Raw genomic sequence first — 23,048 nt, 5'->3', positions numbered from 1 at the left:
TAATAAAGATGAGTAAGCATACTGCAGACATTTTTCAGACAACGGCTGAACTCACCATAGAACAGCTAAGTTTTTGTCCCACAAATGCCAAAGCATTGCAGGAATGGGTCGCAGGAATTTCAATCCTGCAATTAGGGAATTCATCCAAGTCTCTGTTCAGTGCTTTACTGGAAATTTCCGAACTGAAATGTGCGGAAACCTTGCGTTTTGACCTGATTCAGGTATTGCACCCTACCCTTGAAAATGTTTTGGCCAGTCTTGAGAAACATTTCGTCAATCAGGGGCTGATCACGACAGATCGCAATGACCAGATTATTGAGCTGGCTATGCTGTTACGCAGCTATTTTGCCAAAATCTATATAGATATTGCCAAACGCTGTAATCATCAGCTGAATCATCAAAAGTTTTCACTATTTTCCTTGGGCAAAAAGAAAAGCCTGCAAAGTGCCCGGATGGTGTCTATTTACTATGGCCTGCAACAGTTAAGCCTGCTGCTCTATCAACAGCATATGCTGTATAGCACACCTGGCGCTGGCCAGTGGTTGGCGGCACATCAGTTGCTGGAATGTGCGATGGAAAATAATTTCTATCAGACCAACATCAATCAGGTTCTTGGCACCCAGCACGAAATCCAGAATATTACCCAAGCCTATGCACGACTGATTTTGCTGGATATTTTCAATACCCATCAGATCCGCCCAGCTGAGATTCAGGGATTATATTTATGCAGTGCGGACTGGGCAAAACTGGTTCAGATTCTGCCAAAAGAAACCACACTGTCACGTTATGTGGTCGATGCCAGCAAAGATCATCCGCCTTTACTGAATTCTCATCAGGGTCAGCATTTCCAGCCGAGCTTCTATATTTCGACACAAAACCTGATGGAACACCTGACCGGTACGCAAAGCAAAAATGCCCAGTATCTGTCACGTAATGAAAAACTGTTCCTGACACCTGCCCTGCATTTTCATATCTATAACCTGCTTTCGAATAATGTCGAACGCCGTCATGAACGTTATGAATATTCCGCACAGATCAATATCTGCTTTGGCTTAACGGTGGCGCATTTTTATCTGTCTAAGGGTAAAAACTTTAATGAAACGCTGGAACTGGAAGGTAATTATGGTTTCCAGAGCGAAAGCAGTTTTGTCAGCTCAATGCATAATGCCGTTCCAAGCGGATTCAGCAGTATCAAGGCGCTCGATCGCGAAGCCAAACAGATTCATACCGCTGAGGTTCTCGATATCAGTGTTAATGGTTACCGGATTAAATGGTCAGGTATCACACCTGCAAATCTGAGAACTGGCGAATTTATTCTGGTTCAGGAAAAGTCTCAAAGCCAGTGGCGTGGCGGTGTCATTCGCTGGATCAAACAGTCAGCAGATAAAAGTCTTGAAATTGGTCTGGAAATTCTGGCACAGGAACTGTTCCCTTGCGCAGTTTATGCCCGTACCGACAAACACAGTATTAATTACCAGCCAGCTATTCTGGTACAGATGACCCAGCTCGATCAGGTCTCAACCAGTATTATTGTCTCTGGCTCACAAATGTTTAGGGAAAAACAGACCATTCATTTACGACTTGGCCAAAAAGAACTCAGAATCTACCTGACCAAGGCACAGCTCATTACACAAAGTTTTATCCGTTTCGACTATGAATTATTAAATGATCAAGAAGAAGATGTCATCGAAAACTTTATACATAAGCAATTGAATGAAACTAGAAATCACGATTTATGGGAAGCATTGAAGTGAGAAATCCATTATTGTCTAAAAAGTTAAAACGTACTGAAACACGTTTACTGATCATTGATGATAATCAAATTAGATATAACCAAATCCGTGATCTCTTAACCAGTAATGAATATCAGGTCGACGCCGTTCTGCTTGATGATCTGCAATCTTTCGAAAAACAGTTAAACTTTAACTGGGACCTGATTATTTTTGGTCGTGCGTATGATCTGAAATATGAACAGGCCTTAAGTCTGGTTCAACTTTCGCAGCAACCTGACCTTCCTATTCTTTTGTTAAAACCAGAAGATTATCAGGCTGAACAATATGCCCAGTATATCCGTAAAGGCATTTTTGACATTCTGAATCTGGATTATCCAGACCGCTTCTTCCTGAATCTGGTACGTGCCCTTTCCTTTAGCCGTACGATGCAAGCACAGCGCCATTTAATGGAAGAACTGGAAACTGCACAAAGCCAGGCACAATCACTGGTAGAAGATAGTAACCGTGCAGTCGCAACCATTCAGGAAGGCATCCATATTCAGGCCAATGCCGATTATCTCAAACTGTTTGGCCTTAAAAGCGAGGACGATATTATCGGTCTGCCACTTTTAGACCTGTTACAGCCGCAAGATTTGAATGATTTTAAATCCCGCTTTAAAAAGATTTCTCAGGGTCAATTTGATTTAGGTCGTTTTGATATTACTTCTTCGAATCCAAATGTTGCTGCTGCCAATCCGCTAAAACTGGAATTTCTGGCATCTAGTGCTGAAGAAGATGCACTTCAAATCACGATTGATACAGCGACTAATCAGGCGAGTGCCTCTTCTGAAAAAGTTGCAAACAAGCCAAATACCTTACAGTCACTTAAGCGTGAACTCAATCGTGAACCGGCCAAAGCCAATGCATTGATCACGTTCTCCTTTGCTGCGTATGAGCCGCAAGTCCTGAATGGTGATTGGGCGACCTACATAGGTTATTTCCATGAAGTTAAGAAATTTCTAAAAGAGCAGGTTCGTATTCCACTCTTTAAACTGGAACATGATGTTCTGGTGGGGATCATTCAGGCAGATGCGCAAGACATTCTAGAATCCAAACTTGTTGGGTTAGGTTCATTGACCAAACCACAGCTTATTACAGTGAATCAGCAAACTTATCCGCTTAATCTACGCATAGGTTATACCCTGCTTGACGGTGAGTTGCGTGATGAAAGCCATTGTAATGAATTAGTCGGTCGGGCCTTCTCTACTCCTTTACCACAAGCACAAAAAACGTCTGAATTTGTTCTGGATATTCCTGCAACGACTCAGGAATCGATTTCAATGCCGAGCATTGACTTCACGGTTTCAGAACCCGTTATTCCAGCATCTGAGTCCATACCGGTCAGTCCGGCAGTCAGCACTGTGCCACTCACAACCTCTCCAGTATTAAAAGCACTGCGTGAATGTCTGGAACGTGGTGAAATTCATCTGAAATATCAACAGCTGTATGATAAAGAAGATACCAACCTCTATATGTATGAGGTGACTAGTGGCTTTATCTTTGAAAATAAATGGCAGGATATTTCTTCCTTGATGGAACTTAATGAAGATGATGAATTGTCTATTAAACTGGATCGTTGGATTCTGGTTGAATCAAGCAAGCAGTTGCACAACTTTATTACTCAGTATCCGGATGCCCGTTTAATCGTGAACCTGAACCGTGCGGTGCTATTTAAAGACCGTACTTTCCCTGAGTTTATTTCCAAACTAATTACCATTATTCGCAGTAAAGTCGAACATCCTTTAACTTTACAGTTCTCAGAAGAAGATATCCTGATGAATCAGCAGGATGCGCAGAAATATTTACGTATCTTACGTGAACATGGCGCGCGGATTGCGATTCGTAACTTTGGTCACTCTATGTATAGTGAAACCCTGTTACGGGAGTTCGATATCAATGGTCTGAGCCTGGATAGCAAACTGACCAAGATGCTGAACAATGATGCTGAAATTGAACAGCTACAGGAAAAAATCACCACATACAATGAAATCAAACCAGTGAATATCATGATTCGTGAACTGAATGACATGACCTTATTTGCGAATGCCTGGAACGTCGATGCCCGCTTTATTCAGGGTGATTATTTCCAGAAAAAACTGGATCATCTGATTGATGTACAAGACCACTAAGGTCTTGTACTCGCCTTTCAATCTAGAAACGTGAAATGTTTTTCTAAATTGCAGGCATAAAAAAACGGGCATAAAGCCCGTTTTTTCATTTTGGGTATTAACGTTTAACAGAACGTGACATACCAGCAAAACGTTGTTTGAACTTGTCGATACGGCCGCCAGTGTCAACGTTCTTTTGCTTACCAGTGTAGAATGGGTGGCAAGCTGAGCATACGTCTAGGTAAAGAGTTTCTTTACCAACAGCTGAACGAGTTTCGATTACGTTACCACATGAACAAGTAGCAACTAGTTTTTCGTATTTTGGGTGAATATCGGCGCGCATCGTCGATTACTCCATTAAGATGAAAGAAGGTTTTGCTGTCATCGCAATTGATCACTCTCAAGTATTGAGGAAGGGCCAGAATCAGGATTCAGGCAGATCAACACCACAACAGACCATTCTTTTGGCCCACCGAGACGGATACCGTCAGAGCTAAGCACAACAAGTTGGGCAGTATTATACGGCAAACAAATCCAATAAGCGAATTATTCTTCTGTATGTACCGCCTGTTTGGCCCAGAGATTCGCAATCACACCGCAGGCCATGAGCTGGATTTGATGAAAAATCATAATCGGTAAAACAATCATGCCAAGTGGCTGACCTATAAACAGAATCTGTGCCATTGGTACACCACTGGCCAGCGTTTTTTTAGAACCACAGAAGAACACCGTTTTTTGGTCGGCACGATTAAAGCCCAGCCAGCGTGGAATAAATAACGACAACAGCATTACGATGGTCAATAAAACCGAACATGCCAGCAGCAGTAAGAGCAAAGTACTTAAGCTGACTTCACGCCAAAGCCCAGCCACCACCGCACTGCTAAACGCCCCATAAACCACCATCAGAATTGAGCCCTGATCGAATACCTTGACGATCTTGGGCATTTTCTGCATTTTTGGGAAAATCCACGGACGCAGTAACTGGCCTAAAATAAAAGGCACCAATAACAGCAGCGTAATCTGTAGAATCGATGCTGTCGGATCAAAGCCATGCTGGGATTGCCCAAGAATAAAGAATGTGACCAGCATCGGGGTAATGAACATCCCGATAATATTGGAAAAAGAGGCACTACAGATCGCACCGGCAATATTTCCCTGAGCCACTGAGGTAAAGGCGATCGAAGACTGTACGGTTGATGGCAAGAAGCACATAAACAGGAATCCCCAATATAATTCCTGCCCCAGCATTGGCAATAGGATTGGCTTTGCCAGCAAGCCTAAAATTGGAAAGAGCGCAAAGGTCAAGGCAAAGACCAAAGTGTGTAATTTCCAGTGCATTAAGCCTTCAATTACGGCTTCACGAGAAAGCTTGGCACCATGCAGGAAAAACAGAATCGCAATGGCTGCTGTCGTGATCCAGCTAAAGACTTCAGCTGCCTGCCCTGACACTGGCAATACACTGGCCAGTAACACCATAACAAAGAGCAAGATCGTAAAGCGGTCCAATGCCAGCAGTTTAAGCATCTGATGTCCTTCCCTCAAAATTTTATTATTCGATAAAAAATACCCGGCTATCTTAACAGATGCCGGGTCCATGTTATGCATTCAGATTGAAGGAATATTTTCATCCATACATGAATACATTTCACATATATCGCTTTATAACACTTAGTTATTACGTGCGTTGTTGTCTTGCTGGATTAGCTCGATTTTATAGCCGTCTGGATCTTCCACAAATGCAATGACAGTGACACCGCCTTTCATTGGGCCAGCTTCACGAACAACATTGCCACCACGTGCCTTGATTTCTTCACAAGCTTTATAAGCATCATCTACCGCAATCGCAATATGACCGTAGCCATTGCCCAGGTCATAGCTTTCTGTGTCCCAGTTATGGGTCAGTTCAAGCACAGTGTGATTTTCTTCATCGCCATAACCCACAAAAGCCAAGGTAAAACGACCTTCTTCATAATCACGCTTACGAAGTAAAGTCATACCAAGAACCTCAGTATAGAACTTGAGTGATTGTTCCAGATTGCCTACACGTAACATGGTATGCAGCATGCGCATATTAATCATCCTTATTTACAGATTGTTTTTGGTGTTCACCGAGCAATTTTGCTACCCAAACGACCAGAATCAGGATTGGAATCCCGATTAAAGTGGTCATCAGGAAGAAATTCGGATAACCGATATTGGTCACTATAGTACCCGAATATCCACCTAAAATCTTAGGAGTCAAGGTCATGAGTGAGCTAAAAATAGCATACTGAACAGCGGTAAAGGACACACTGGTCAGACTGGACAGAAAGGCAATAAAAGCAGCGCCTGCGAGACCTGCGGCCAGATTATCGACAATAATTGCAAAATATAGCCACCAAGAACTATACGGTTTAATCACCTTACCTTGAATTTCAACATTCTCGCCTGTTCCAATTGTAATCGGCTGAATATCAATATCCATCGGATTGGCCTGAGTCTGCGACAAGTCCACAGCATATGAATGCTGCTGGGTCACTATTGGCTGCTCCTGCTGCATTAAGCTTGCATTGATTCGCTTCACAGGTGCAGTAATCAGTTTCTCGGCAGGAATAGCAGCACTAAAGACACGCTCTTCATCCAGCTTGGCATCGAATTTATCGCCATTCAGCTCTAATACAATTTTTTGCTCTGCAGTTAAATCCGGCCCTAGATACTGACCGCGAACCACGATGCTATTTTCCTGTTCATTGGCACTGATCAGATTATCTGTGGTAACAGGCAGAAGCTGTAATTGTGCTGCTTGCGAAGCATTCTGTTGCAGATAAGGCAGGTTGACTTGTACTGCATCTGCCGGATGATTCAGATAATGTGCACGAACCTGAATCTGTTCGGCCTCTTTAAAAGCAGTAGTGGGTACATTCAGTTTCCAGTAACCGACTTCATCTGTATCTGCCTGAAAGGTTTGCTGGCCTACCTGAACTTCGACCTGTCCCAGCTTTTCACCAGACTTTACTAAGCCAATAAAAATCAGATTGGTTGAACAGGCCAAAATCGCGCCTACAAACATCAGTTTCATGATGTTCATTTTCTGAGCCAGCAAGCCACCTAAAAAACCGCCAAGCAGGGAGAAAATTACCCCATACACTTTCACAGCTTCAGCAATCTGTTCCTTGCTAAAATTCAGATCCTGATAAAACACATTGGAAATCACACCGGCAATAATATCGGAGACCCTATAAAAACCGATCAGCAATAACAACACCAAAGCCAGTTTTAAGCCATAGCGATCAAAGAAATCTGCTACGGGATTGACCCAGGTTTCGAATGCCATTTGCTTATTCACAGCACCCATTTTGACCAGAATCGTACCCACACCGAAAGCGACAGCACCTGAACCGATAAAGCGTAAAGCCTCAAAACAGAACAAGGCAAAAGTATCCTGAATTGCCCACTGTGCAGTGATACTAGATACCAAGTCACCGGAATAGACATAGCTCAGAACAAAGCTGATAACTGCCACAAAAAACACGCCGACGAGACGGAAATAATCACTGCGCTGATAATCTTTACGTGCCCGATCCACTTGAGGCTCACGGATGACCAGTGTGGTAATAATCCCAACCAGCATAACCACCGCCATCGCCAGATAAGTCCATTTCCAGGCATCATAAATATAGTTGCCTTTGGCCGTACCTAAATACGCCGCCAGAAACAGAGCCCCAGCCCCAGCCACAATCATCCCGATCCGGTAACCCGCGTTATAGGTGGAAGCCAGTACGGTCTGCATCTGGGTTTCGGCCAGCTCGATACGGTAAGCATCAATGACAATATCCTGTGTTGCCGCCGAGAACCCTAGCAGTACTGCACCCAATGCCATCTGCTGTAAATGTGCCTGCCCCAATGCCGGATCTGAAAAAGCCATAATTGAAATCGCAGTTACAATCAGGATCTGAGCAATCAATAGCCAGGCTCTTCGTCTACCCAAAGCTTTAGTCAAAAATGGGACAGGTAATTCATCGATGAGTGGCGCCCAGACGAACTTGAATGAATAGCCAAGGGCAGCCCAGCTGAAAAAGGTCACGGCACTTTTACTGATTCCGGCTTCACCGAGCCATAAAGACAAACTGGAAAAAATCAAAAGAATCGGGACACCGGCTGAAAATCCGAGAAACAGCATGATCAGGGCACGTCGATCCAGAAATGCTGTAAATGCGGATTTCCAACCCGTCGTTTGTGTTGTCATTGCCTTGTTATTTTCCACGAAAACCAATTGCTGCTATTCAATCCTTTAATAACGTATCTTTCAACAAAATTTATATATTTCTCGCATGCCCGATTTTTTATTTTGTGGCAAAACTGACATGTTGGCTTGAATTTTTCAAGTAAATCTGTATACCTTAAACCTTATCCACGTCATATTTCGTTTTGGACTTTCAACAGTGACTCAGAGACTCGATCAAATTCATTCTTCAATTTCAAGTAATACAACTATATCTCAACAAAACATCAGCTCCGACCTACTTATCTCAGCCTTTGAACAAAGCGAAATTACACCAACCCTTGAAAAGACATGCCTGAAACCGGTACAACTGACGCGTATTGCCGATCCGGATAAAATCCCGGCATCGACCAAACGAATCAAGCCTTTAAATAATTTTTTAGGCCAGGACCGTGCCCGTGCTTCGGTTGAAGCCGGTATTGCCCTGCCATATTCAGGCTATAACATCTTTGCCGTGGGTACAGCAGGACTCGGCAAACGCACCATGGTGAAGCGTTTGTTGCAGCAACATGCCAAAACCATGCAAACGCCTAATGACTGGGTTTATGTCAATAATTTTCAGAATCCTCGTCAGCCTATCGCACTGGAATTCCCAGCCGGTCAGGGACCCAAGTTTCAGACGATGCTGCATCAAAGCTGGCAATCCATTCTAAAACAGCTGGAGTGCCGTTTTACTGCGGAAAGCTATCATAACCGGATTGAAATGATTCGCCAGGAAACGGGTGATGAACAGCAACTCGCACTGATTGAACTGACCCGTGAAGGTGAAGAACTCGATCTGAAACTGATTTCCCGCAATGATGAGCATTGTTTTGTGCCAATTCATCTGAAAGATGACAAAGTACAGGAAATGTCTCAGGAAGATTTGAATGCTTTAAGCAATAAAGATCGTGCTGAAATCGCGTCAAACATGCGTTACATGGACAAGAAACTGGAACGCCTAGGCCTTCATTTAGGCGATCTGGAAGATGATGCGCGTGACCGTGTTCAAGTATTGAACCGTGATATCGCTAAACAGGTAGTGATGCCACGCGTTGAGCAGATGCTGACTAAATTCAAGCATGTCGAAGGTCTAGAACAATATCTGAAGCAATATGCTGAAGACATTATTAATAATGTCGAAATTGTATTAGAACAGGAAGAAGATGATTTTACCCCTGCCCAGTTTAGTCGCGTACCAGCGCGCTTCCAGGCCAATGTGATCGTCACCCATAAGCCAAATAGCGGCGCACCCGTTATCTTTGAAGACTTCCCGACGCATTACAATCTATTGGGTCATGTGGAACAGTTGACCCAAAATGGTACGATTACTACAGATTTCACCTTGATCCGTCCCGGCTCCTTGCATAATGCCAATGGCGGTTTCCTGATGCTTGAAGCTGAACAACTATTGGAACAGCCTTATGCATGGCAAGGTCTGAAACGTGCCTTGAAATCTGGGCATCTCAAGCTTTCATCTTTAGAGCATATGCTGACTCTCACCGGTAGCATTTCCATTGAACCAGCTTCTATTCCGCTGAATATCAAAGTGGTGCTGCTGGCAGAGCCAGAAATTTATTATGAAATTCTGGAACTTGAACCAGAACTAGGCAGTATCTTTAAAATCCGTGCTGATTTTACCGATACCTTGCAACGTAATGATGAAAATGAGCAAGCCTATATGCAGCTCATTGCTGACTATGTGCAATCAGATAAATTATTACCATTTGACCGTTCTGCATTATCTGCCCTGCTGACCGACTCAAGTCGTCAGGCTGAAGATCAGAGTTCCCTGTCACTACATGCATTAACGCTGGGCGACCTGATTCGTGAAGCGCATCATCATGCATTCGAAGCGGGTGATAAGATGGTGTCAGAAAAGCATATCAATACCGCACTGGATCATCGTAAATATCGCTTAGGCTATTTACGTGAGCTATTCTGGCAAGATCTGACCCGTGGCACTCAACTGATTGAAACTCGCGGTCATCGTCTAGGCCAAATCAATGCGCTGTCTGTGATTCATTATGCAGATGTTGAATTTGGTCTACCTTCACGCTTAACTGCTTCTGTATATCAAGGTGGCGGTGATATTCTGGATATCGAACGTAGTGTAGAACTTGGCGGTTCTTTGCATGCTAAGGGCGTGCTATTGATGGCCTCCTTTCTAAAAGCCCATTTTGGTCGTGAACAGACCCTGCACTTCTCTGCCGCTTTAGCTTTCGAACAAAGCTATGGTCAGGTGGATGGTGACAGCGCGACAGTTGCTGAACTTTCAGCGCTGATTTCTGCGATTAGTCAGTTACCGATCGACCAGTCCTGGGCGATTACCGGTTCTATGAACCAGCTTGGTCAAGTACAACCGATTGGTGGTGTCAATGCGAAGATTGAAGGTTTCTTCGATGCCTGTAAGTTGCAAGGCCTGACAGGTAAGCAGGGTGTGATTATTCCACGACAAAATATGCAGCATCTGATGTTACGTAAAGATGTCATTGCTGCAGTCGAAGATGGTCAATTCCATATTCATGCCATTGATAATATCGCGCAGGCTTTGGAAATCCTGATGGCACGTCCGGTCGGGACTATGGACAAGAAAGGCCGTTATAGCAAAAACTCGATCTTTGCTGCTGTGATGGAACAACTCGAATACTGGCAAGCCATTGAAGATGGTGCCGAGTTTGAGGAAGAACCTAAGAAAAAGAAAAAAAAGAAGAAAAAGAAAAAAGATAAGGCGCCTATAAAGGAAGTTCTGACCGATCCAGATACCTTAGCTGAGGCCTTGGTTGCTGAATCAAAAGAACTAGAAAAATCTGAGGGTCAGCAGGCAGAAGATTAATTCTGCCCCCTGCCTCACTATTCACCCATAAAAAAAGCGCTTCTCTCGGAAGCGCTTTTTCACATCTATCAGTTTAATCCAAGGATTAAGCTTCAGGTGCTGGACTGTATTGCTCTACTAAAGGCTGTAATTCACCTTTTTGGAACATTTCGAGCATGATGTCACTACCACCGATCAATTCACCATTGATCCAAAGTTGTGGGAATGTCGGCCAGTTCGCAATTTGTGGCAGAGTTGCACGAATATCCGGGTTTTCCAGAATATTAACATAAGCAAATGGACGACCAATTTGACTGAGTGCTTCTACCGCACGTGCAGAAAAACCACATTGTGGAAATTGTGGTGTGCCTTTCATATAAAGAAGTACTGCGTGCTTGGCAATTTGGTCACGAATTAACGCTTCGGTATCGCGTGCTTGTTCAGTCATTGATAAATCCTCAACTAATCTGTCTCGCATTATACCCAAAACAAAGAAAAACAGTACGTCTAAAGTAATAAATCCATTTTTATTTACAATTACCCTTTAAATCTGACCAAGTTTTTGCTTATATAAGTTTTTCTTTCCACCTAACAGTAAAGAGTTAGTCATGAACAATATTACCCTCGCTCCGGTACAAACTGATCAACCTTCACATTTGATGCCAGTCTTTGGTCGTCAACCGATCAGCTTTGTCCGAGGACGAGGTGCATATCTTTATACCGAAGATGGTACAGAGTATTTAGATGCCTTAACTGGGATCGCCGTTTGCGGTTTGGGTCATGCTCATCCAGTGATTGCTGAAGCAATTGCGGAACAAGCTGCAACCCTGATTCATACCAGCAACCTTTTTGAAGTGCCTTGGCAAACTGCTGCTGCACAGAAACTGGCTGAAGTCGCTGGCATGGAAGAAGTTTTCTTCTCCAACAGTGGTGCAGAATCGAACGAAGGCGCTATCAAAATTGCGCGTAAATTCGGTCATATGCAAGGTATTGCGTCACCAAAAATTATTGTAGCTGACAAATCTTTCCATGGCCGTACGCTGGCAACCCTATCTGCAACGGGTAACAAAAAAGTTCAACAAGGCTTTGGTCCATTGGTTGAAGGTTTTATTCGTGTACCTTTTGGTGATATTGAAGCCATTGAAGAAGCTGCAATTAACCATCCGGATATCGTGGCTATTCTGGTTGAACCGATTCAGGGTGAAGGTGGTGTCAACACTGCACCGCAAGGCTTTAGCTACCTAGAAGAAATCCGTCAGATCTGTAATCAGCACAACTGGTTAATGATGCTGGATGAAGTACAAACAGGTAATGGCCGTACCGGTAAATATTTTGCTTATCAGCACACCAATATTGTGCCGGATGTACTGACCACAGCTAAAGGTCTGGGCAATGGCTTCCCGATTGGTGCCGTGATGACTCAAGGTCGTGGTGTCGGTGTTTTGACTGCGGGTAACCACGGTTCGACTTATAGCGGTACTGCATTGGGTTCACGCGTGGTTTATACCATTATCGATATTATGCAAAAAGAGAATATCGTGGCCAATGCCGCTGAAAAAGGTGCATATATTGTTGAGCAGTTACGTAACCAGCTTGCAGATCATCAAGTGACTGTACGCGGTTTCGGTCTGATGATCGGGATTGAGTTGCCTAAAGACTGCGGTGAGCTGGTGGATATTGCACGCGATGAATACAAAACCATTATCAACGTGACTGCAGGTAATGTCGTTCGTCTGTTGCCTACCCTGAACATTACTCAGGAACAGGCCGATCAACTGATCGAACGTTTAGTGAAAATGATCAAGGCTTATCTTGCTTAAGTCTATCTTGAACAACAAAAAAGCCGCTTTAAAGCGGCTTTTTTGTTTATAGGGAATTTATGATGCGACTTGTAACAAACGTCCACCAGAGATCTGGCTAAAATATTGTTTCAATGCCTCCAGACAGCGCAGGACTTTAGTCGGTTGCTGTTCTCGATTAGGCATAACTGCATAAAGGGTGACTGGCGGAAGTTTCCATTCAGGCAAGACTTCAATCAGTGAACCATTTAATAAATCTTTTTTAACATCAAGATATAAAATCTTAGCAACCCCATTGCCTTGCAGGCACATAGCTTTTGCAACCAGGCTGTTATTGGTACTAAAGCGTGAGCTCAGTTCAAATTCAACCTTTTCTGCACTATGCACATGCTGAAAACTGAAATTCTGATGATTTTTAATATGCGTTAAAGGCAAAACATCATGATGTTTCAGGTCTTCAGGACGCGAGATAATGGCGGTCTGGTTAATATAGCTTGGCGCAGCAACAAGAATCTGTTCAATCTGCATTAATGGCACAACCTGAAGGTTGTGATCATCATCGTTCTGGTCAAATCGCAGGGCAATATCAATACGCCCTTCCAACAAATCAACCTCATGATTGTTTGTTTCCAGGTGGACTGTCAGGCCACGGTGTGCGGACATCCAGTGAGAAAGTGCAGGAATCACATGATTCGCACATACTTCCGGTAAGGATACAATACGAAGTTCACCAACAAGATCATCACGTAACTCGTTAATGCGAACCTTTCCACGCTCAGCAGCAGACAACATTTCCTGGCAGCTGTGAAAAAAAGCTTGTCCCGCTTCGGTCAGACTTAATTTTCTCGTAGAACGATTTAGAAGTACAACTTCCATATCCTGTTCTAAAGAGCGAATTTGTTGACTCACGGCGCTGGTTGTAATCCCTAGCTCACGTGCAGCACCGCTAAACGAGTTCTTTTCCACAACACAAGCAAAGACACCCATTGCTCGAAGTTGATCTAACATAAATTCCCCTCTAAACTTATGAGATGCTTCATCTTTTGATAAAAGCAACTCATTGTATTATACGGTGAAATTTACGTTTTGCATTATTTATTTAATTATTTGGTAAAACTGCTGTTGGATTAATCGGTTTTCCGTCTAAGCGAACCTGAAACTCAAGCATAGTACGGGTTGTACCAGTCGCCCCCATCTCGGCAATTTTTTGACCAGCCGTTACATTTTGGCCACTTTTCACGCTTAATTTACTGTTATGCGCATAAGCGGTGATATAGCCATTAATATGTTTAACTAATACCAGATTACCATATTCCTTCAGGCCATCTGCTGCATATACCACCTGCCCATCTGCTGCAGCAAAGACCGGATCTCCGACATTACCGCCATAACGGGTACCTTTGATATTTGCAGCCAGATCATAGTTTTGTAATACCGGACCATTTGATGGCTTGACCCAACGTAATCCCGCTGCTGTCGATACTGGGGTAATCGGTGCAGAAGTAGTGGTGGCAGGTTTTGGCGTAGTCTTAACAGTCGTTGGAGCTGGAGTGGTTGGCGCTGGAATCGCAATCGTTTGACGCTGAATCGGGGCAGCTTGGGTAACAGGTTGAGGCGCTGTAGTACGGCGCGCAGTAGTGTTATTTTTCAGGCGAATCGACTGACCCACATAAATACGATACGGTGGAGCAATATCATTCATCTCTGCCACACTGATATAGCTCAGACCATAACGTGCTGCAATGCCACTCAAAGTATCCCCAGAGCGTACCGTATAGAAGTCAGGCGCTGCGGCATAGCGGGTCATATTATTGACCTGAGGTTTAGTGGCACAACCAGTAATAATCATTGTGGAAACAACCACAGTGGACAAAACCAGAGTTTTGATGAAGCTGGATGGTGAAGCATGAATGAAGTATTTCGGTGACACCAAGGACATTATCTTCCTCTCTAACATCTATACGGTTGCAAAAACCCAGTAAGATTAGCAAAGTTTTACTACAATATACTTGTAAGCTTTCATTTTTCACAAACTTATAACATTCATTAGATTTTATTTAGAATCTGGGCTTGCAAAGTGTGAAGTGTGTCATAGTTTGTGGCATCCATCTGAATTGGCGTCACGCTTACATAGCCATTGGCAATTGCAAAAAAGTCTGACTCGATTTCAGTTCCTTTATGTTTTGGCATTGCGACTGCTTCACCCGATAGCCCAATCCAGTAAACCTGGCGACCACGTGGATCTACATGACTGGTAATCGGTTTGGACTGGCTACGGCGTCCCTGAAAGGTCACTTTAGTTCCTTTCAGCTCAGCCATATCAGGAATATTCACATTAAAAATATGCCGCTCAGGCAAAGTCGGCAAACCTGCCGCAATAAAATCATGCACCCATTGCGCTGCAATGCGATAATCTTCTGGTGAGGTATAAGATCGAACGTTTTGCCCACATAGAGAAACTGCTAATGCAGGTTGTTTGGCCAGACGGCCTTCAAATGCAGCCCCCACCGTACCCGAGTACAGCACATCATCTCCCAGATTGGCACCACTGTTAATGCCGCTGACCACCAGATCGAATTCAACATCAAATAAGCCGTTCATGGCCAGATAGACACAGTCAGCCGGCGTGCCATTAACCGCCCATACATCGGGAGAAATCTGGATCGGTCTTAATGGTCGGTCTAAAGTCAGTGCACTGGAAAATCCGCTACGTTCACTTTCTGGAGCTACCACCACAACACGTCCTAAAGGCCTCAAGGCCTGCGCCAGTGCCTGTATACCTGGTGCAAAAACGCCATCATCATTGGAAATTAATATATTCACTGCAAAATCTCGTTGAGCTAAAAAATGACTCGCTAGGACATTTCATTGTATTAGTTCAGGAATTATATATATTTGTAGCACGATATCCATTAATACATATGGCTTAAGATGATGAAAAAATTCTCTCTTTGGGGTACTTTGGCTTTAAGTTTGGCAACTTTTGTTTCTCCTGCAGTTATTGCCAATGATTTGACAGCTGAAGAAAATGACATGATCGTGAAAGAAGATGTCGCATCTGCACAGGTAATGATTGAAGTATGCCCGGGCATTATTGGTCAGAATGCAAAATTCGATACAACGATTCAGCAGCTGATTCAATCTTATCTAAAAGAATACTCAGACAAATCGATGACCTATCAAAAACTTCAGGCAGACAGTGAATACAAGACTGTGCTTGAAGAAGCACGTCAAGGTGCAAAACAGACTGCAAAAGACGAACAAAAAACAGCGTGTGAAGACGTTTTAGCTTATCAGGAATAAGGTCTTTCTCACTGAAATGAGACGATGCCAGCATCGTCTTTTTTCTCTTACACATTTCTTCATAATTCTACAGCTTCACTACATTTCCCCTCTTTTCAATTTTAAAAATATCTTTAAGCTAACAAATTATTGTTCTACATGTAATTTTTGAGTTTTTTGATGAAACGTACATTAATTAAAAGTTTAAGTTTATCTGTTGTTGCTGGTATGACACTTTGGGGCAGCTCGGTTTATGCAGCAAATGAAAATATTGAAGTCACCCCGAGTCAGGAAATCACCAAGCAAGAATTAGCTGCAATTTATGTCCTTTCTGAAATTTGCCCAAGCATGGTCAAAGACAAAGCAAAATTCAATCAGGGGTATAACCAGCTGGTGACTGAATATTTGCCCGGCCAAAAAAATCCGGTTGAGCGCCTGAACCAGATGGTAAAACAGTCAGATTTCCGTAACATTCTGGCCGAAGCACAGAGCGACGCCAAAAAGGCTGGCAAGAAAAAGAATCAGGCCATTTGCAATGAGTTGGTGAGCTACAGTAAATAATCCACTTTTTGCGTGATTGCTTACAATACTTTTGAAATAACCCCGGGTTTCCCATAGAAGTCAGCCTAGCTTTGTCCTAAAATGCTAGGCTCTTCGTGCTTACATCAAGATATTGGAACCCACTAGAAATGACCCAAAAAACTGCCCTTGCTGCATTATTATTAATTCCTAGTTTTAGCTTTGCAGCAACTGTCTTATCTGCACCACCAGAATTGAATAATAAATCTTATGTGCTAATGGACTACGAGACAGGGCAAATTCTCGCATCAAAAAATGAAAATGAAAAATTAGCCCCTGCTTCAATGACCAAGATGATGACCAGTTACATCATCGAGCAGAAGTTATTAAGTGGTGAGCTGACTGAAGATGAACAGGTTCGCATGAATGAATCTGCATGGTGCCGTGGTAGCAGTGCAGAATCATGTATGTATGTACCTTTAAATGGTACGGCGACTGCACTAGAAATGTTGCGCGGGATTATTATCCAGTCCGGTAACGATGCATCTAAGGCGATGGCTGAACATATTGCAGGGAACGAGGGTACCTTTGCACATATGATGAACCAGGAAGCGAAACGGATTGGCATGACCAATACCAGCTTCATCAACTCGACTGGTATGCCAGCTGAAGGCCATTATTCGACTGCGAAAGATATGGCAACTTTGGCTCAGCACATCATCAAAGACAGTTCAAAATACTATCCAATCTACTCTGAAAAAGAGTTTACTTTTAACGGGATTAAGCAAGGCAACCGTAATGCCCTGCTCTATACTGATCCAAGTGTAGATGGTTTGAAAACTGGTCATACTGATGAAGCCGGTTACTGTTTAACGACTTCTTCTAAACGTGGTCCGACTCGTCTGATTTCAGTGATTTTCGGTGCACCAACCATGAATGAACGTGCATCGCAAACACGTGAACTTCTGGCTTGGGGTTATGCAAACTTTGAAACCAAAAATGTTCAACCCGCTAAACAGGTTCTAGCCAAGTCTAAAGTCTGGTTTGGTAAGGAAAATGAAGTGCAGATCGGTCTTGCAGAAAACTTTAATGTGACTATGCCTAAAGGTCAGGCCAATGCCATCAAGACTCAATTAGTCGTTCAGCCTAAACTGACTGCGCCTTTACAACCAGGTCAAGTCGTAGGTAAATATGTGGCGACTTTAAACGGCAAAGTGATTGCTGAGAAACCACTTGTTGCACTGAAAGCAGTTGAAGAAGCTGGTTTCTTTGCCCGCATGCTGGATCATATCAAACAATTCTTTAGTAACCTGTTCTAATATTTATTATCAATATTAGATCTTACTAAAGCCAAAGCACACATTCATCGAATGTGTGCTTTTTTATTTTATAATGCTTATAAACTTTCAGGATGATACTGACATGAGCCAAAACATTCGCCCTTATCTGGATACTCGCCCGCAAGTCGCTGACTCTTGTTATATCGATCCGATGGCGGTGGTCGTAGGTGATGTCGTTTTAGGCGAAAATGTATCTGTGTGGCCTTTTGCCGTAATTCGTGGTGATGTGAATCATATTCGTATTGGCAAGAACTCGAATGTACAAGATCATTCTATGTTGCATGTGAGTCATAAAAAGGCGGATAAACCTGAAGGTTCACCACTGATTATTGGTGAAGATGTGACGATTGGTCATCATGTAAAATTACATGGCTGTACCATTGGTAATCGTGTTTTAGTGGGTATCGGTACAATTATTCTCGATGATGTAATCGTTGAAGATGATGTGATGATTGGAGCGGGTTCACTGGTACCACCGAATAAGGTATTAGAAAGTGGATACTTGTATGTAGGCAGTCCAGTCAAAAAAGTGCGTCCACTGACTGAAAAGGAAATAGCTTTCTTGCCTTATTCAGCACAAAACTATGTGAAAGTCTCAGGCCATTACAAATAAATCGATAAATTAAGGCTACTTTACGTAGCCTTATCTTAATTAAGGAATAATTACATAATCATTCTTAAAACTATTGGCTTCAAAGTCTCCCTCTACCAGATGCACAAATTTCTGGTCAATCCTGTTCAGTTCTAAGCAATCATCTACATCAATCACGGCATCGGTATGAGGTTTAAACCAGGTCTTTTCAATGGCCAGCTTGCCTTGTGCTTTAGCCTCAGTCTTATTTTTTGCAGCAACTACCAGATATTTATGGATTTCACCAAACTGATCTGGCACATAAGCACCCAGATTGATCAGGAATAGTTTTAAATCCTGTTTTACAGGTATGTCCGTCACCTGAACCTGATAATTCAGATCCTGATAGTTGACACCATTGATCGTCATCCAACCATCGACATGCAGGCCTTTTTGCACACCAAACCATTGTTCCTTCAGATATGGAAAAGCTGTCTTAATATCTAAACTAATGACCGGAACTACATCATGTACTTCTACATTGGCTTTTTCATGCTTGCCGCCCAATAAAGTAATGTAGAGCTTAAGTTCAGACATAAAAAAATCCTTTAAAAGCAAAATAGGGAAGACTTTATCCGCATAGTGTAAATGAAACTTACTCGTTCAACTTCAAGTAAATCATCCCATATTTTTAAAATCGTGAAATTCAATTAAATCAGCATCAATATATTGGATAAAAAATCCTAATCTGATCTATTTTTAAGCAAGATTATTTGTATTAAAATAAGGTCCAAATTCCCCTTCTCTTATAAGTGAGTCACGCCAATGAAGTAAGTCTATTTTTCTCATCAACGATTATTTTTAGATTGATGTGCAAAATAGATCGTCTGGCTTGATCTTTTCTAGAAAAAATCTCTTGTTTATTTTGTGCATCCTGTATTTATGAGGTTATTTATGACTCAGCAGGCATGTGTAATATCCAGTCTGACTTTAGAATTCCCTTCCAAAGTCATATTTCAGAATTTAAATTTTACCCTTCCTAAAGCTCAGGTCAGCGCTTTAATTGGCCGTAATGGACAAGGTAAGTCTTTGCTCATGCAGCTTTTGTATCAGGCTCAGCATTCTTCTCCACATTGCTCAGGCCAAGTTTCCTGGCAAATGCATCATGCCTATCTACCACAATTGCATCGGTTAAAGGCAGCCACAATTGCTGAAGCACTCGAAGTAAGTCAATTACATCGTGCTTTTAAAAATGTTGAACATGGTACAGCCAGTTTCGAGGATTATGAGCTACTTGAGGATAGTTGGCACTTGCCGCATGAATGGCAGCAACTGTTGAGCTCAGCACAATTACCCACCGATCTGGACTTTCCTGTGCAATATTTGAGTGAGGGCCAAAAGACCAAACTTGCTTTATGTAGCTTGTTCTTAAAGCCTGAATATTATTTATTGCTGGATGAGCCAAGCAACCATCTGGATCGTGAAGCACGGACATGGTTAATAGAGCATTTAAACTTACATCCTGCTGGTGCATTGATCATTAGTCATGACCGGACTTTGCTAGATCAGGTTGATCATATTTATTATTTAAATGAGCATGGATTACAGCACTCTACAGGAAACTATGTGGAGTTTTTTGAACAGTATCAGAAAAATGTCACTTCACTCGAACAGTCAATTCAGCAGAGTCAGCGTGATATTAAACAGATGAAGCACAAGCAGCATGACGTTTTAATGAAAGCACAAAAGCGGGAACGTGCCGGAAACAAATTACGTGATTCGAATTCCCAAGCCAAAGTGCTTTTAGACTTTAAAAAAGAACAGGCTGGTCAAAGTATAGGTAAAGTTCAGGCACAGCACCAACGGCAAATTTCCAATGAACAATCTGAGTTAAAATTTCAAAAGCAGCAACTCGAAAAGATAAAACCTCAGCTATTTCAATTTCCAGACCTTAAACCACAGTCTGGTGAAATTCTGCGGGTTAAAGAGTTAAAGCTTCCTTTTGGTACTCCACAGCCTGTGAATCTTGCTTTAAGTGCAGCTGAAAAGATCCATATTATAGGCCGAAACGGAATTGGTAAATCCACTTTGCTGAAACTGATCGCCCAACAAAAGCAGCAACCTCTGGATCAAATCTTTCTGGCACGAAACTGTTTTTATCTGGATCAAAATTTTAGTTTTCTCAATGAGGCATTAAGTGCGATTGAAAATTTAAGGCAGATGAATCCCGATATTCCGGAAGTGGAATGGCGTAATTTATTAGGCCAACTCAGAATTCGTGGTGATAAAGGTACTTATCCTTTGTCTCAGTTAAGTGGTGGTGAAAAGCTGAAAGTGGCGTTATTAGGTCTTAGCCAGGTCTCTCCTCAACCCGAACTTTTATTATTGGATGAGCCAGAAAATCATCTGGATATTGAGTCTAAAGCTTTGTTGGCAAGTGCAATTCGGTCTTATGCCGGCGCTGTGATTTTAGTTTCACACGATGAACAGTTTGTGCGTGATTGCAGCATCACTGAAGTATTCAAAATAAATGGATAATCTTCATCAAACTTATATATGTAAAAGCCACCTCAATGGGTGGCTGATCAATCACAGGAAATAAGCTTATTGATTTGTAGTCACACCCTGAGAATATAAATTTAATAAGTATTTTGACAGTATGGTATTCCCTACAAATAAAGAGCCTGATTCACTTAGGTGTCCATAATCCACCTGAAGCAGGTCTTCTCCTTGAGCTGCCCGAATCCGACATTTGTATTGCTGCTGAACATCATCTTTTTTACATAGATGATCAATAAGAGAAATATAAGTAATTCCCTGAGGATATTGTAATTTTTTCATTTTCTCGTCTACCTGAACTGCTCTTAGATCCAGCCCGGCATCAAATATAAAATCTTCAGTACTATTCCAGTTTTTCGGTTTCACCATCACTTTAGGAAGTGAAGGTTTCCATTGCGAAATTGGCCCCACAATGACGATATTGGATACGCCAAGCTGAAGTAAACTTGTCCCGATATTTTCCCAATTGGTTTCGTCGTGTTTCAGGGCTTGGGTGATCACCACAATTTTGGGCTTAAGTTCTGCGATGCTCTTTAGTGCCAGTTTATTGGAATAATCACAGGCTTCTTTATAAGCCCCTTTATGATAGTTAATCTCGGTCAGCGATGCCCTGCAAATGGAAGAGGTTTTCTGATAAAAAGGGATATCATTGGATTTCAGTAATGTCCTCAGCCCTAAAGAAAGTGCCTCAGCATGAGAATCTCCCCATAAAAACACCCCGCCTTCCTTTTGTTTCGTGATACAGACCGGATCAGGATCATAACTATTATGCTCAGTCAGGCTCACGTAAGTATCACATTTCAGCCAGTATGCATCCCTTAAATTTTTGAATTTTTCATTATAATAATCTAAGAATTTCGCCTGTTCTGATGCTGCACCTTGGCGCAGATCTGTATTAAAACCATTAAATATATTTAAAGTAACTCCTAAGCTCATGAGCACTAGAGAAAAATAAAGTGGTTTTATACGATAAATATCTTTCCATTGATGGTATGAAGGTAATTTAATCTGCTCAATATACTTATAGCTCAGAAAACCTAACACTATAGAAAGTACTATTCCGGCATACACATAATATTCAGGCAATGAGTAGATATAGATCAGAACCACCAAAGGCCAGTGCCAGAGGTAAATAGAATAAGACCAGGTCCCTAATTTTTGAAACACAATATTATTGGTAATAACGCTGTCATTTCGATGTGACTGAATCATCAGAAAAGTGCCGATAACAGGAAAAACTGCCAGATAGCCAGGCCACAAATCTTCTGCTGAAATGAAGAAATAAGACCCCAGTATAAGTGCCAATCCCGTTCCTTCCAGCAACCTTTTCTTATTTTCCTGCAAGGTCAAAGGGTAAAGATAAGCAATTCCCCCGATCATCATTTCCCAGGCTCTGGTAGGTAACAGGAAATAAGCCGGGTTTGGCCATTTATAGGTAGCGATTATTGATAGGATGAATCCTAAAATTGTTCCTGCCAGCAGCATAAATTTCATGGTCTGGATGGACATGAACTTGCGCATGGCAATGAGAACGAGCGGATAAATCATATAGAATTGCCATTCGACGGAAAGTGACCAGGTATGTAATAACCACTTTTCGTGAGTGCCTGCCTCAAAATAACCGGATTCCTTCCAGTAACTGATATTGGATAAAAAAGTCATGCTACTCGCAGCATGCTTACCCAATAACTTGTAATCAAAAGGTGTCAGATAAAACCAGCCAAAAATCATTAATACCAGACACAGCGCGGCCAAAGCCGGAATAATCCGATTCGCACGAGCCACATAAAATTTCAGAATAGAAAATTTTTCATGTTCTAAATCTTTAAATATGATTCCAGTCATTAAAAAGCCTGAAATCACAAAGAAGACATCTACTCCAACAAAACCGCCAGGCATCCAGGCCGCATTAAAATGAAATAGCATGACTGCAATCACGGCAATTGCTCTGAGGCCATTAATGTCTGTTCTGAATTTCATTGGAATCCTGTCCTATAAAGCCTGTTATTTATTTTAATTGTTATGAAATACTGCTAATTTTTA

19 protein-coding genes are annotated in these 23,048 nt (G+C 42.3%); 9 read left to right on the top strand and 10 right to left on the bottom strand.

All coding sequences use genetic code 11. The features are described from left to right. The first annotated feature begins 8 nt into the window (after positions 1 to 8). Both FTV34_RS07480 and FTV34_RS07475 read left to right on the top strand, forming a co-directional pair. The gene (locus tag FTV34_RS07480) at positions 9 to 1,754 is read left to right on the top strand and encodes a GTPase (protein WP_180069690.1); all 1,746 of its coding nucleotides are present in this window, start codon (positions 9 to 11) and stop codon (positions 1,752 to 1,754) included. Further along, on the top strand, positions 1,736 to 3,901 hold the full coding sequence (locus tag FTV34_RS07475) for an EAL domain-containing protein (RefSeq protein WP_180069688.1): 2,166 nt from the start codon (positions 1,736 to 1,738) through the stop codon (positions 3,899 to 3,901). The genes FTV34_RS07480 and FTV34_RS07475 overlap by 19 nt, the downstream gene beginning before the upstream one ends. Positions 3,902 to 3,998: 97 nt before the next feature. Here FTV34_RS07475 and rpmE read toward each other — a convergent pair whose 3' ends face one another. From rpmE to FTV34_RS07455, 4 genes are all read right to left on the bottom strand, one after another. After that, positions 3,999 to 4,223 (bottom strand): 50S ribosomal protein L31, encoded by a 225-nt coding sequence (gene rpmE, locus FTV34_RS07470; protein WP_004782616.1) that lies wholly within the window; start codon positions 4,221 to 4,223, stop codon positions 3,999 to 4,001. Between the two features lie 203 nt (positions 4,224 to 4,426). Further along, positions 4,427 to 5,404: a bile acid:sodium symporter family protein gene (locus FTV34_RS07465; RefSeq protein ID WP_180069684.1), complete on the bottom strand. Its 978-nt coding sequence runs from the start codon at positions 5,402 to 5,404 to the stop codon at positions 4,427 to 4,429. 144 nt (positions 5,405 to 5,548) lie between these two features. Next, positions 5,549 to 5,950 (bottom strand): lactoylglutathione lyase, encoded by a 402-nt coding sequence (gene gloA / locus FTV34_RS07460; protein ID WP_004782618.1) that lies wholly within the window; start codon positions 5,948 to 5,950, stop codon positions 5,549 to 5,551. A gap of 1 nt (position 5,951) precedes the next feature. Further along, positions 5,952 to 8,105, bottom strand: a complete 2,154-nt coding sequence (locus FTV34_RS07455; RefSeq protein ID WP_180069681.1) for an MFS transporter — start codon at positions 8,103 to 8,105, stop codon at positions 5,952 to 5,954. Positions 8,106 to 8,301: 196 nt separating this feature from the next. Between FTV34_RS07455 and FTV34_RS07450 the strand changes: the two genes are divergently transcribed. Continuing rightward, positions 8,302 to 10,956, top strand: coding sequence for an ATP-binding protein (locus FTV34_RS07450; RefSeq protein WP_180069678.1), 2,655 nt, complete (start codon positions 8,302 to 8,304; stop codon positions 10,954 to 10,956). 85 nt (positions 10,957 to 11,041) lie between these two features. On the opposite strand, the gene grxD is transcribed toward FTV34_RS07450, so the two are convergent. Next, complete coding sequence (gene grxD, locus FTV34_RS07445; RefSeq protein ID WP_034702064.1) at positions 11,042 to 11,383, bottom strand: Grx4 family monothiol glutaredoxin; 342 nt, start codon at positions 11,381 to 11,383, stop codon at positions 11,042 to 11,044. A gap of 160 nt (positions 11,384 to 11,543) precedes the next feature. Between grxD and FTV34_RS07440 the strand changes: the two genes are divergently transcribed. Next, entirely contained in the window at positions 11,544 to 12,755 is a 1,212-nt protein-coding gene (locus tag FTV34_RS07440; RefSeq protein WP_034702061.1) for an aspartate aminotransferase family protein, read from the top strand. A gap of 57 nt (positions 12,756 to 12,812) precedes the next feature. On the opposite strand, the gene FTV34_RS07435 is transcribed toward FTV34_RS07440, so the two are convergent. The 3 genes from FTV34_RS07435 to surE all read right to left on the bottom strand — a co-directional run bounded on the left by FTV34_RS07435 (position 12,813) and on the right by surE (position 15,557). Then, on the bottom strand, positions 12,813 to 13,742 hold the full coding sequence (locus tag FTV34_RS07435) for a LysR family transcriptional regulator (RefSeq protein WP_034702058.1): 930 nt from the start codon (positions 13,740 to 13,742) through the stop codon (positions 12,813 to 12,815). Between the two features lie 91 nt (positions 13,743 to 13,833). Next, on the bottom strand, positions 13,834 to 14,673 hold the full coding sequence (locus FTV34_RS07430) for a peptidoglycan DD-metalloendopeptidase family protein (RefSeq protein ID WP_180069675.1): 840 nt from the start codon (positions 14,671 to 14,673) through the stop codon (positions 13,834 to 13,836). A gap of 107 nt (positions 14,674 to 14,780) precedes the next feature. Further along, complete coding sequence (surE, locus tag FTV34_RS07425) at positions 14,781 to 15,557, bottom strand: 5'/3'-nucleotidase SurE (protein WP_180069672.1); 777 nt, start codon at positions 15,555 to 15,557, stop codon at positions 14,781 to 14,783. Between the two features lie 108 nt (positions 15,558 to 15,665). On the opposite strand from surE, the gene FTV34_RS07420 reads away from it, so the two are divergent. The 4 genes from FTV34_RS07420 (at position 15,666) to FTV34_RS07405 (ending at position 18,488) form a co-directional block, all read left to right on the top strand. Next, positions 15,666 to 16,037, top strand: a complete 372-nt coding sequence (locus FTV34_RS07420; protein WP_004782632.1) for an MCR_0457 family protein — start codon at positions 15,666 to 15,668, stop codon at positions 16,035 to 16,037. A gap of 159 nt (positions 16,038 to 16,196) precedes the next feature. Then, positions 16,197 to 16,577 (top strand): MCR_0457 family protein, encoded by a 381-nt coding sequence (locus tag FTV34_RS07415; RefSeq protein ID WP_180069669.1) that lies wholly within the window; start codon positions 16,197 to 16,199, stop codon positions 16,575 to 16,577. Between the two features lie 128 nt (positions 16,578 to 16,705). Then, complete coding sequence (dacC, locus tag FTV34_RS07410; RefSeq protein ID WP_004782636.1) at positions 16,706 to 17,854, top strand: D-alanyl-D-alanine carboxypeptidase PBP5/6; 1,149 nt, start codon at positions 16,706 to 16,708, stop codon at positions 17,852 to 17,854. Between the two features lie 103 nt (positions 17,855 to 17,957). After that, complete coding sequence (locus FTV34_RS07405; RefSeq protein WP_125278412.1) at positions 17,958 to 18,488, top strand: gamma carbonic anhydrase family protein; 531 nt, start codon at positions 17,958 to 17,960, stop codon at positions 18,486 to 18,488. Between the two features lie 39 nt (positions 18,489 to 18,527). Here the strand turns inward: FTV34_RS07405 and FTV34_RS07400 are convergent, their stop codons facing one another. Beyond that, positions 18,528 to 19,043 (bottom strand): DUF1543 domain-containing protein, encoded by a 516-nt coding sequence (locus tag FTV34_RS07400; RefSeq protein ID WP_180069667.1) that lies wholly within the window; start codon positions 19,041 to 19,043, stop codon positions 18,528 to 18,530. A 357-nt stretch (positions 19,044 to 19,400) separates the two neighbouring features. On the opposite strand from FTV34_RS07400, the gene FTV34_RS07395 reads away from it, so the two are divergent. Beyond that, entirely contained in the window at positions 19,401 to 20,984 is a 1,584-nt protein-coding gene (locus tag FTV34_RS07395) for an ATP-binding cassette domain-containing protein (RefSeq protein ID WP_180069664.1), read from the top strand. A 66-nt stretch (positions 20,985 to 21,050) separates the two neighbouring features. Here FTV34_RS07395 and FTV34_RS07390 read toward each other — a convergent pair whose 3' ends face one another. Further along, positions 21,051 to 22,985 (bottom strand): acyltransferase family protein, encoded by a 1,935-nt coding sequence (locus tag FTV34_RS07390; protein WP_180069661.1) that lies wholly within the window; start codon positions 22,983 to 22,985, stop codon positions 21,051 to 21,053. Between the last annotated feature and the right edge of the window lie 63 nt (positions 22,986 to 23,048).

The sequence above is a fragment of the Acinetobacter sp. YH16038 genome (assembly GCF_013417275.1).
Taxonomy (GTDB): Bacteria; Pseudomonadota; Gammaproteobacteria; order Pseudomonadales; family Moraxellaceae; genus Acinetobacter.
Note: the sequence above shows the minus strand (reverse complement) of the source record. Positions and strands in the feature narration are given on the sequence as shown.

Coding starts and splice junctions, on each gene's coding strand:
- FTV34_RS07480 (WP_180069690.1), top strand. CDS start 9: ATGAGTAAGCATACTGCAGACATTTTTCAGACAACGGCTGAACTCACC.
- FTV34_RS07475 (WP_180069688.1), top strand. CDS start 1,736: ATGGGAAGCATTGAAGTGAGAAATCCATTATTGTCTAAAAAGTTAAAA.
- rpmE (WP_004782616.1), bottom strand. CDS start 4,223: ATGCGCGCCGATATTCACCCAAAATACGAAAAACTAGTTGCTACTTGT.
- FTV34_RS07465 (WP_180069684.1), bottom strand. CDS start 5,404: ATGCTTAAACTGCTGGCATTGGACCGCTTTACGATCTTGCTCTTTGTT.
- gloA (WP_004782618.1), bottom strand. CDS start 5,950: ATGCGCATGCTGCATACCATGTTACGTGTAGGCAATCTGGAACAATCA.
- FTV34_RS07455 (WP_180069681.1), bottom strand. CDS start 8,105: ATGACAACACAAACGACGGGTTGGAAATCCGCATTTACAGCATTTCTG.
- grxD (WP_034702064.1), bottom strand. CDS start 11,383: ATGACTGAACAAGCACGCGATACCGAAGCGTTAATTCGTGACCAAATT.
- FTV34_RS07440 (WP_034702061.1), top strand. CDS start 11,544: ATGAACAATATTACCCTCGCTCCGGTACAAACTGATCAACCTTCACAT.
- FTV34_RS07435 (WP_034702058.1), bottom strand. CDS start 13,742: ATGTTAGATCAACTTCGAGCAATGGGTGTCTTTGCTTGTGTTGTGGAA.
- FTV34_RS07430 (WP_180069675.1), bottom strand. CDS start 14,673: ATGTCCTTGGTGTCACCGAAATACTTCATTCATGCTTCACCATCCAGC.
- FTV34_RS07420 (WP_004782632.1), top strand. CDS start 15,666: ATGATGAAAAAATTCTCTCTTTGGGGTACTTTGGCTTTAAGTTTGGCA.
- FTV34_RS07415 (WP_180069669.1), top strand. CDS start 16,197: ATGAAACGTACATTAATTAAAAGTTTAAGTTTATCTGTTGTTGCTGGT.
- dacC (WP_004782636.1), top strand. CDS start 16,706: ATGACCCAAAAAACTGCCCTTGCTGCATTATTATTAATTCCTAGTTTT.
- FTV34_RS07405 (WP_125278412.1), top strand. CDS start 17,958: ATGAGCCAAAACATTCGCCCTTATCTGGATACTCGCCCGCAAGTCGCT.
- FTV34_RS07400 (WP_180069667.1), bottom strand. CDS start 19,043: ATGTCTGAACTTAAGCTCTACATTACTTTATTGGGCGGCAAGCATGAA.
- FTV34_RS07395 (WP_180069664.1), top strand. CDS start 19,401: ATGACTCAGCAGGCATGTGTAATATCCAGTCTGACTTTAGAATTCCCT.
- FTV34_RS07390 (WP_180069661.1), bottom strand. CDS start 22,985: ATGAAATTCAGAACAGACATTAATGGCCTCAGAGCAATTGCCGTGATT.